The organism is Tychonema sp. LEGE 06208 (assembly GCF_015207505.1).
Lineage (GTDB): Bacteria > Cyanobacteriota > Cyanobacteriia > Cyanobacteriales > Microcoleaceae > Microcoleus.
In genome coordinates this window covers 1-8183 of record NZ_JADEWT010000180.1, presented here as the reverse complement: position 1 = coordinate 8183, position 8183 = coordinate 1, and the positions used below count along the sequence as shown (strand labels likewise).

Sequence of the window (8183 nt, the reverse complement as noted above, 5' to 3'; positions counted from 1 at the left end):
GAGATTTGTTTGCTGCCGTTCGTTCAGTGGTTAATACTGGCAAGCGTCAGGGCTTGACGGCTTATCAATCTATTCAACAAGCTCTCTCTATTGATGGCTCCCTTTTTTCCCCTAGTTGAGCAATTACGTATTTTCGACTTCCCATCGTTGATGATATTCGGCAGCCAATAACTTTGCCGGAAATTTTTGAGAGTCTAATAAACTTCTAATTAAACGATATCTAATTTCTGCTGTTGGAGCGTTTAAGTTTTCAATCGTGTACTCGATTACTCTGATTTGGATGGGTTTAAATCCTTTTTTTCGCTGATTGGCCTGGGGGATTAATAAAACTTAAGTAAGAACCATCTTCTAGTTGTGTTTCCTTGAGGAATTTAACATTTGACGGAATTCGTCCTAAGTAGTCACAACCCTTGCTGAGTGTGGCTGACACCATCGCATATGAATGTAAACCTCTATCCCACATTAACAACATTTCTTTAGTAACTGAGCTCCATAACCTTAATGCTCTGACCTGGTTGACTGACAAAAGTCAGTCAAGATCGGGATAAAAGCTGACCCAGACTGGATTAAAGAGAAAAAGAGGGATAAACTGTTTTTAACCAAAAAACCAGTATGAATCGAAATGATCGATCGCCCCTCTCATCTTCATCATAAACTAATGAAATTCGCAGGTCAATACAGTCAGTGGTCAGATTTAAGACATCTAGGAGTGATGTGTTGGATGATGGTTGGTTTGATTGTAGAAGGCAAGGTAAATCTAACCAAATGGATCGACCATGTTTGCACCAAAGCACAAATAGCCCAAAGCACACAACTAAGATTGTCTCGATGGGTAAATAATCCTCGCATCAACCCAGCAAAACTTTATAGTCCTGTAGTGAAGGCCTCCTTTGCCAACTGGAAAGACTCAGAAATTTATCTGAGTTTTGATACCAGTATGTTATGGGATAAATATTGCATAATTCGGATCTGTGTTGTACATTTGGGCAGAGCGATTCCGGTGGGCTGGCGAGTACTCAAACACAAAAGTAGTAGTGTCAAAATCGATACTTATCAGGACCTCCTCAAGCGTGTCTCTAGGCTCCTACCAGTCGATGTCAAAGTCATTCTCTTGGCTGACAGGGGGTTTGCCAATGCCGAATTAGTCCGTTATGTCAGAAAATTAGGCTGGCACTGTCGAATCCGGATTAAAGGCAATTTTTGGCTGCGTCATCCACGGCAGGGGTGGCAGCGAGTGAGTCAATTTCCGGTAGCCATCGGCGAGGCAAAACTGATCCACAACGTTCAAATTCACAAATGTAACTCGCTCACAGATGTCCATCTAGCAATTGCGTGGGAATCTACGAATGGTGAACACTGGTACATTATTAGTACGCTCACCTACTAATCTCCAAACTTTTCGGGAATATGGCCAACGCTTTACCATTGAGGAAAATTTTCTGGATGATAAATCCTCTGGATTCAATCTCGAAGACTCTAAACTCCGTTCCGCTCCAGCTCTTTCTCGACTGTGCTTGGTGTTAGCGATGACTACTTTGTTCTTGACTGCTCAAGGTGTTGAAGTTGTCATTTTAGGTCAGCGTCGCTGTGTAGATCCACATTGGTATCGGGGTGCTAGCTACTTGAAAATTGGCTGGAGTTGGGTCAAACAAGCTCTGAACAAGGGCTGGAATTTAATTTCTGTTATCTCTTTTTCTACTAATATTGACCCCGAACCAGTCAAGGCTTCTCGTTTACAACATCAGCAAAGAACTTACCGAATTGAGTTTCAAGCTACCACTGTAGTTTGGGCTAATTAAACTTTTGTCAGTCAATCAGGGTTAAGACAGAGAATATCAAGGTTAGTGAGAAAGACATTATCATTCTCAAAGAAGCTAGAGAATCATATTGGGGCAATTTGGAACTTCATCCACGAATACAACCAACAAATCAGAAAAAAAATGGGGATTGGATAATAAGAGAGATTGTTTTCCTCTGTCCTTTACAAAAAAAGACTACCATAAAAGAGATTAGTTTGAAATACTTAATATTCATTGACTAATCGGGAGTTAATTTAGCAATGGTTAGGTTATATGCTAGAGCTTTGAAAGGTCAAAGAGCCCGGGATCAAAACCAACTAAACGTGGCAAAAATGTCTCAATAATTGGAGCAATGTCAGTCAAGGAAATTTTGACATCGGTTAATCTAATAGGCCCAACTGATGCAATTACATTTGAAGCTTTTATTATCAGAAAAATTGTGCCAAAACTATGGAAAGGTGCTTGTGTAGTCATGGATAATTGTCCCATTCACTTGGGAGAAGAAGTGAAAAAAACGATCGAAAAAAAGGGGCAAGATTAATATACTTATCACCTTATTCACCAGATTTTTCACCAATTAAAAATCTCTGGTAAAAACTTAAAATTATTCTTCGTTCTATCAAAACTACTAATTATCAAGAATTAGCAAAAGCACTCTAAGTTTGCGTTCGGTCAAGTTACATCGTCCAATATTTTTAACTGGTTTACACACTGCTGTTATTGTACCTCATCTTTCTGATAAAGGCTATAGAAACAATCAAAAGATGCTTGGGAGAGATTGTAGGCTATTTTGAATCAAGAACAACAAATGGGATAGTAGAGGGAATTAATACTAAATTAAAGCTATTAAAAAGGTGTGGTTTGGGATGCGAGAAATTTGAGAGATTTTGAAATACGGGCATTACTTTTTTGGCATTTTCCTAAAAAATTAGCACAATAAGTTAAGTACGGAAGAGCCCTTTATAGCTATTGCCATTAGCAAATTCACGGACACCTTCACCACTAAATTCTCCCTTGTCAAACGGCCCTTGATAACGTCCCCCTGCTTTAAAAGTCAACAATCCCTGACCCTGAGCGTTGCCCTTGACAAACTCTCCTTCATAGCGATCGCCGTTCGGATATTCGCGAACCCCTTTGCCGTGAAATTGGCCTTCACTAAATTGCCCCTCATAACGGCCTCCGACCGCAAAAATATAAATTCCCTGTCCGTGAGGTAGGTTATTTCGCAAATCTCCTTCGTAGCGGTTTTTATTAGCATATTGACAAACACCTTTGCCTTGAATTTTTCCTTCCTTAATATCTCCTTCGCAACGATTGCCGTTACTGAAAGTAAAAGCCCCTCGGCCGCTGGGAGAACCGTTGGCAAAAGTGCCTTCGTAACGAAGGCCGTTAGCTGAAGTAAAAATACCAGTACCGTCGAATTCACCGTCTTTAAAAGTTCCTTCGTAGCGGTTGCCGTTAGCAAATTCGCGGACACCTTGACCGTTGAATTCCCCATCCGCAAATTCTCCTTGGTATCGACCTTCTTCTTTAAATGTGTAAGTGCCCTTACCGTGAGGTTTGCCGTTGAGAAATTGGCCTTCGTAGCGATCGCCATTGGCATATTCGCAGAGACCGGGCCCGCTGAGTTTTCCCTCGCTCAATTCTCCCTCACAACGTCCGCCATCGGGTAAAGTAATCACTCCTGCCATTGCGCTGTGAGGGTTTGCGAATAACTCAGCCATTCCCAAGTTGGAGCCAAGTAATAGAGCGAATCCAAATCGCTGAAGTTTACTTAATGTTGCTGGCGACATTCCAAAATTCATAACTTACACAAAATTCAATTTTTAGCTTTGCAGTTGCTTTCTTGGTGCTATTGAATTCCCAGCCAAATTGCTAGGTTTCCAGAAAATACCTACTCATTGAGCCGGAAGGTAATAGATGCTGTTTTTCCTTGAATACCGCTGTCTGATGAGGCAAATTTCCATTTTTCTACTGTTTTAATCGCTGCGCGATCGAAGTCGTCGTATTTGCTAGAAGTCTCGATCGCGATGTTGAATGCCTTACCGTTGGGGTCAATATCAAACTTGACTTTCACTTGACCCTGCCGCCCTTCTTTTCTGGCGGCACTGGGATATTCAGGTTTACCGCAGCTAATGCAAGTGCCCGGAGGCGGGCCCGAAGCAGGGGAAGCACTCCCCCCTCCACCAGAGTTTTTCGGTTTTGGCACTGAGCCCGAACCACTGCCAAAGGGCTCTGAAGAACCCCCCCCACCAGTTCCACTACCACCGGATGTTGAGTTCGAGGGACTTCCTCCTGGGTTTGTGACATCAGCGATCGCACTTCCCGAATTGCGGCCGCTTCCAGGCCTGGTAGCTGTGACAGGCGGGCCGGCTGCGGGATCTCGGGCTATGGATCCAGAACCGGCCGCAAATGGCTCTGAGGAAGAGCTTCCGCTTTCACTCTGGGGGTTTCCGCCTCCGGGGGCAGAGGAGGGGTTTGTGGCATCAGCGATCGCACTTCCCGAATTGCGGCTGCCTCCTGGCCTGGTAGTTGTGACTGGTGGGCCGGCTGCGGGATCTCGGGCTATGGGGCCAGAACCGCCCGCAAATGGCTCTTCTGAGGAAGATATTTCGCTTTCACTCGGGGCGGCATTTCCTGCTGGGTTTGTGACATCGGCGATCGCACTTGCCGAATTGCTGCCGCCTCCTGGCCTGGTAGCTGTGACTGGCGGGCCGGCTGCGGGATCTCGGGCTATGGGGGCAGAAGCAGGATTTAATGCCTCTGAGGATGGCGAGGGCGAGTTATTGTTTTCAGGACTATTCGATGACTTGGGATTTCCAGCATCTGCAGTAAAATCTGGGGAACTCTCAGCGCTCTTGGGGCGAGACTGGGTAACGGGTGGTTCGCTTTTAGGAGGTTCCTCACTGGCGATGGGGCTATCATTTTTGGGAGGATCGGGCGATGGGGTTTTGGGTTCGTTGGCGATCGGGCTTGGAGGAGTTTCTGGGGGAGTCAAATCCTGTTTAGGTGCGATCGCAGAAGGCTCTTCTGGAATCGGCGGTGGCGTTACCGCTACGGGTGGCTCCTCTGGAATTGGCGGTGGCGTGACTGCTACCGGGGCTTCCTCTGGAATCGGCGGTGGCGTGACTGCTACCGGGGCTTCCTCTGGAATCGGCGGTGGCGTGACTGCTACGGGTGGCTCTTCTGGGGGAGTTGGCTCTGGTGGCGGTTCTGGTTTGAATGTCTCCGGCGGGGGAGATACCTTTTCTGGAATAGCTGGCTCTGGCTTGATTTCCTCTACTTTCGGTTCATCCAGCATGACAATTTCAATGGCATCGTCTGCAAACTCAGCCGGTTTGACCAATTTGAGGCTCAACGGCAGTACAACAGCGTGCAGTATGGTTGAGGCTAGCAGGCCGATCGCCAGAATTTTTTTGAGAGCCTCTTCTTCTTGTTGTCTTTGCGTCGCCGAAACGTTTGAAAAACTCATGCCTGATGAATCTCCTTCATTAGTTAGATTGTAATTATTCTCATTTATTTGTTTTTTATATAGCGAGTTTATACTATCACCTAGCATTCTGTTTTGCTGTCTGTGTTACTCACGCGGGCGCTGTTTGCGGTCGAATTCGGGCAGATAAAATTCCCAAATTCCTTAACTGCAATACTCTAAGCCATACTGTACCAAAAAAAATCAGTATTCTCAAGCCCTTTAATTTATAACTATTATTTATAAATATGTAGTTGTAATATAATTAATCTGTATATTGTCTCCGGTACGATCGCTTGACATTCCCGAATAATCGTGAAATTCTAGTTGAGAATCTTTTTAAGTATTGACTGCTAGTGTCAACTCCTAATGCAAATTTTAGCAAGAAAGCACTGACATAAAAATCGATAGGGATAACAGTAGGAGCATTTAGACTACAGGCAAAGATACTCACATACAGGTAGTGCGTTTGTGCGATCGCGCCAAGGAGTGAAACAATTCTCCGTCTGAATCACTTGTGCCAACTTGACGCAGAAACATCTACCAGCCTTCTGTCGCAGGGGGTTGCAGCATTAGGCCCCCTGCGATCGACGGATCTCGCGAGAGTACAAACTAATGGATACTTTCTAATGGATACTTTGATTTACATTTTTCGCGCTGCAGGCATTGTTGCTTGGCCCCTGTTTGCCTCGTCAATCGCAGCAGTAGCGTTGATTATAGAGCGTCTTGCCTTTTGGTTTCGGGTAAATCGGCGGCAGCGGCGAGTCGTGCGAGAAGTTCTAAATCTCTACCGCGAAAACCCCAATTCCGCCATCAAAAAATTACAAGTAAACGCCGATTTGCCTTTGGCTCGGATTTTTTTAGAAGCTTTAGAATTAGACTCGCCCAACATCGAAGAATTTCGTTTAGCCCTAGAAAGTGGCGCTCAGGCAGAAATCCCTATTCTGAAGCGATTTAATACAATATTTGATACCATTATCAGCCTTTCCCCACTATTTGGGTTGCTCGGCACTGTTTTGGGATTAATTACTACTTTTGGCTCGCTCAAACTGGGAGAAGCCGGCAGCAGCAATGCAGCAGGCGTTACCGGTGGGATTAGCGAAGCTCTGGTATCTACGGCAACGGGGTTAGTGGTGGCAATTTTTACGCTGTTATTTGCCAATATGTTTCGCGGGTTTTACTTACAACAAATTGCTTTTATTCAGGAAGCTGGAGGGCAGCTAGAATTATTGTACCGTCACCGCTACGAAAAACTACCGAGAGAATCTAACTATGCGTCTACCCGATGAACCCGATAACATTGCTCAGATCAATATCGTGCCAATGATTGATGTGGTATTCGCTATATTGACGTTTTTAATCATTTCTTCTCTGTCTTTATCCAAATCTGAGGGTTTGCCGGTAAATTTACCAAAAGCGACAACCTCTCAAAGTCAGGAAGCACCTTCTAAAATTACCATCACCATTGATGAATCGGGAAAATTAATGGTTGATAAAAAGCCAGTCAACTTAGACCAGATTGAGGGTGCGGTGCGCGAGGTGATGGGTTCTAATCAGACTTCTTTAATTATTTTGAACGCGGATAAAGGTGTCAATCACGGAAATGTTGTGGAAGTTATGGATCGATTGCGCCGAATTAAGGGAGCTAAGTTAGGGATTGCTACCATCAAGTAAAAAGTTAGTATAATTCCTACTTGAGAATTTTCTCATACCCTTAAACTGCAATTTCCCGATGCAGATGTACTAAAGATCGTAGGATTGACGCAGTGGTGCTTAGAAACCGTGTTTTTTCAATAAAATATACCTTTCTGTTTCTCCGTCTTGCAGAAAGGTAAAAGCTAATTGATGAGGATGGTGCTGGCACCTGTAGCGCAGGAAGTCTAAAGCTGTCGAACTGTTTTACGGGAGATTTCTCAAAAATCCTTCAAAGGTTGAGCCATTCTACTTGTTGCACTCATTGCAACCCTGAAATCTTGAAATCGGCGATCGCGCGGCCGGTAACTGCGATCGTTTCTTCAAAAGCTTTTTTTGAGGTGTTACTCAAATTTATTGAAAACAGGCTTTACAGTTCGCACGACTGCACCGCTACCATTATTAAGATACGATATCCATCAAGTCGGAGGCATTTTATCAAGTACATTTTTACTAATTCTGGCTGTTACAGGTGCGATATTGTCATTTTTAGTTCTGCAATTTTCATTCAATCAACCTCCGCAATTTGCCAAAGTTTTGCCCCCTGCAAAACAACCCATAGCTTTAAGTCAACTGTTACGCAAAGCTGATGCAGCCATGCCGGATGGAAAAACGACTTATGTAGTTTTTGACGAACATGAACCAGAAAAAATTACAGTTAGCAAGCAACTTCCTCACGAGTCGATTCGATTTGCTCTGAGTAATGTAGAACTGAACCGATATAGTGGGGAAGTGTTGACAGTCAATCGCGTTGTAGAACCGCCACCTATGTTAAAGTTTACGATCGCGATCGGCACTATTCATTTCGGTATTTTTGGCGGAATTTACAGTCGCAGTCTCTATGTATTCATCGGCTTAGTACCCAGTGTTTTTATTAATCACTGGTTTGGTGAATTGGAAACGGAGACGGTGGCTGAAGGCAAGACGGGAATTAACATCCCAATTGCTGGCCAATCAAACTGAGTCAAATCGGCTTTCTTAGGCAGGATTTACTCACAATAAAGAAACCGGGTTATTGTGAAATATTGACTATTCTCAACTAGAAATTTATGATTTAACTAGGTTTATGGTTTATGACTATGAAGCCGGCAAATCCTCTTCGGTTGATAAGCTGTTGTGCAAATAAACATTGTATATTTTGATGACAATCAAAAAACGTCAAATTCTCTCCCCCTCTCCCCTGATCCCCATCGGACCCTCAATCGCCATACACAATCTATATG

7 protein-coding genes and 4 pseudogenes are annotated in these 8183 nt (G+C 44.1%); 8 read left to right on the top strand and 3 right to left on the bottom strand.

Annotated elements, in window-relative coordinates:
• Positions 1 to 126 precede the first annotated feature (126 nt).
• Positions 127 to 514 (bottom strand): annotated as a pseudogene (locus IQ263_RS29005) (transposase); the annotation flags it as partial.
• 108 nt (positions 515 to 622) lie between these two features.
• Here IQ263_RS29005 and IQ263_RS27235 point away from each other — a divergent pair.
• The 5 genes and pseudogenes from IQ263_RS27235 to IQ263_RS27215 form a co-directional block, all read left to right on the top strand.
• Positions 623 to 1387 (top strand): transposase, encoded by a 765-nt coding sequence (locus tag IQ263_RS27235; protein WP_194071175.1) that lies wholly within the window; start codon positions 623 to 625, stop codon positions 1385 to 1387.
• Positions 1347 to 1799 (top strand): hypothetical protein, encoded by a 453-nt coding sequence (locus IQ263_RS27230; protein ID WP_194071174.1) that lies wholly within the window; start codon positions 1347 to 1349, stop codon positions 1797 to 1799. Before IQ263_RS27235 ends, IQ263_RS27230 begins: the two co-directional genes overlap by 41 nt.
• A gap of 21 nt (positions 1800 to 1820) precedes the next feature.
• Positions 1821 to 1955 (top strand): annotated as a pseudogene (locus IQ263_RS27225) (hypothetical protein); the annotation flags it as partial.
• A 163-nt stretch (positions 1956 to 2118) separates the two neighbouring features.
• Positions 2119 to 2340: pseudogene (locus tag IQ263_RS27220) on the top strand (transposase); the annotation flags it as partial.
• A gap of 200 nt (positions 2341 to 2540) precedes the next feature.
• Positions 2541 to 2739 (top strand): annotated as a pseudogene (locus IQ263_RS27215) (transposase); the annotation flags it as partial.
• Between the two features lies 1 nt (position 2740).
• Here IQ263_RS27215 and IQ263_RS27210 read toward each other — a convergent pair.
• Positions 2741 to 3523, bottom strand: coding sequence for an MORN repeat-containing protein (locus IQ263_RS27210; protein WP_228050401.1), 783 nt, complete (start codon positions 3521 to 3523; stop codon positions 2741 to 2743).
• Between the two features lie 170 nt (positions 3524 to 3693).
• A complete protein-coding gene (locus IQ263_RS27205; protein ID WP_194071173.1) occupies positions 3694 to 5271 on the bottom strand; it encodes an energy transducer TonB in 1578 nt (525 codons plus the stop codon).
• A 626-nt stretch (positions 5272 to 5897) separates the two neighbouring features.
• Between IQ263_RS27205 and IQ263_RS27200 the strand changes: the two genes are divergently transcribed.
• The 3 genes from IQ263_RS27200 (at position 5898) to IQ263_RS27190 (ending at position 7923) form a co-directional block, all read left to right on the top strand.
• Positions 5898 to 6557 (top strand): MotA/TolQ/ExbB proton channel family protein, encoded by a 660-nt coding sequence (locus IQ263_RS27200; RefSeq protein ID WP_194071172.1) that lies wholly within the window; start codon positions 5898 to 5900, stop codon positions 6555 to 6557.
• Complete coding sequence (locus tag IQ263_RS27195; protein ID WP_194071171.1) at positions 6541 to 6942, top strand: ExbD/TolR family protein; 402 nt, start codon at positions 6541 to 6543, stop codon at positions 6940 to 6942. The genes IQ263_RS27200 and IQ263_RS27195 overlap by 17 nt, the downstream gene beginning before the upstream one ends.
• A gap of 375 nt (positions 6943 to 7317) precedes the next feature.
• Complete coding sequence (locus tag IQ263_RS27190) at positions 7318 to 7923, top strand: PepSY-associated TM helix domain-containing protein (protein WP_228050400.1); 606 nt, start codon at positions 7318 to 7320, stop codon at positions 7921 to 7923.
• Positions 7924 to 8183 lie beyond the last annotated feature (260 nt).

What these genes read in the sequence shown, in the direction of transcription:
- IQ263_RS27235 (WP_194071175.1), top strand. Translation starts at nt 623, where the DNA reads ATGATCGATCGCCCCTCTCATCTTCATCATAAACTAATGAAATTCGCA.
- IQ263_RS27230 (WP_194071174.1), top strand. Translation starts at nt 1,347, where the DNA reads ATGGTGAACACTGGTACATTATTAGTACGCTCACCTACTAATCTCCAA.
- IQ263_RS27210 (WP_228050401.1), bottom strand. Translation starts at nt 3,523, where the DNA reads ATGGCTGAGTTATTCGCAAACCCTCACAGCGCAATGGCAGGAGTGATT.
- IQ263_RS27205 (WP_194071173.1), bottom strand. Translation starts at nt 5,271, where the DNA reads ATGAGTTTTTCAAACGTTTCGGCGACGCAAAGACAACAAGAAGAAGAG.
- IQ263_RS27200 (WP_194071172.1), top strand. Translation starts at nt 5,898, where the DNA reads ATGGATACTTTGATTTACATTTTTCGCGCTGCAGGCATTGTTGCTTGG.
- IQ263_RS27195 (WP_194071171.1), top strand. Translation starts at nt 6,541, where the DNA reads ATGCGTCTACCCGATGAACCCGATAACATTGCTCAGATCAATATCGTG.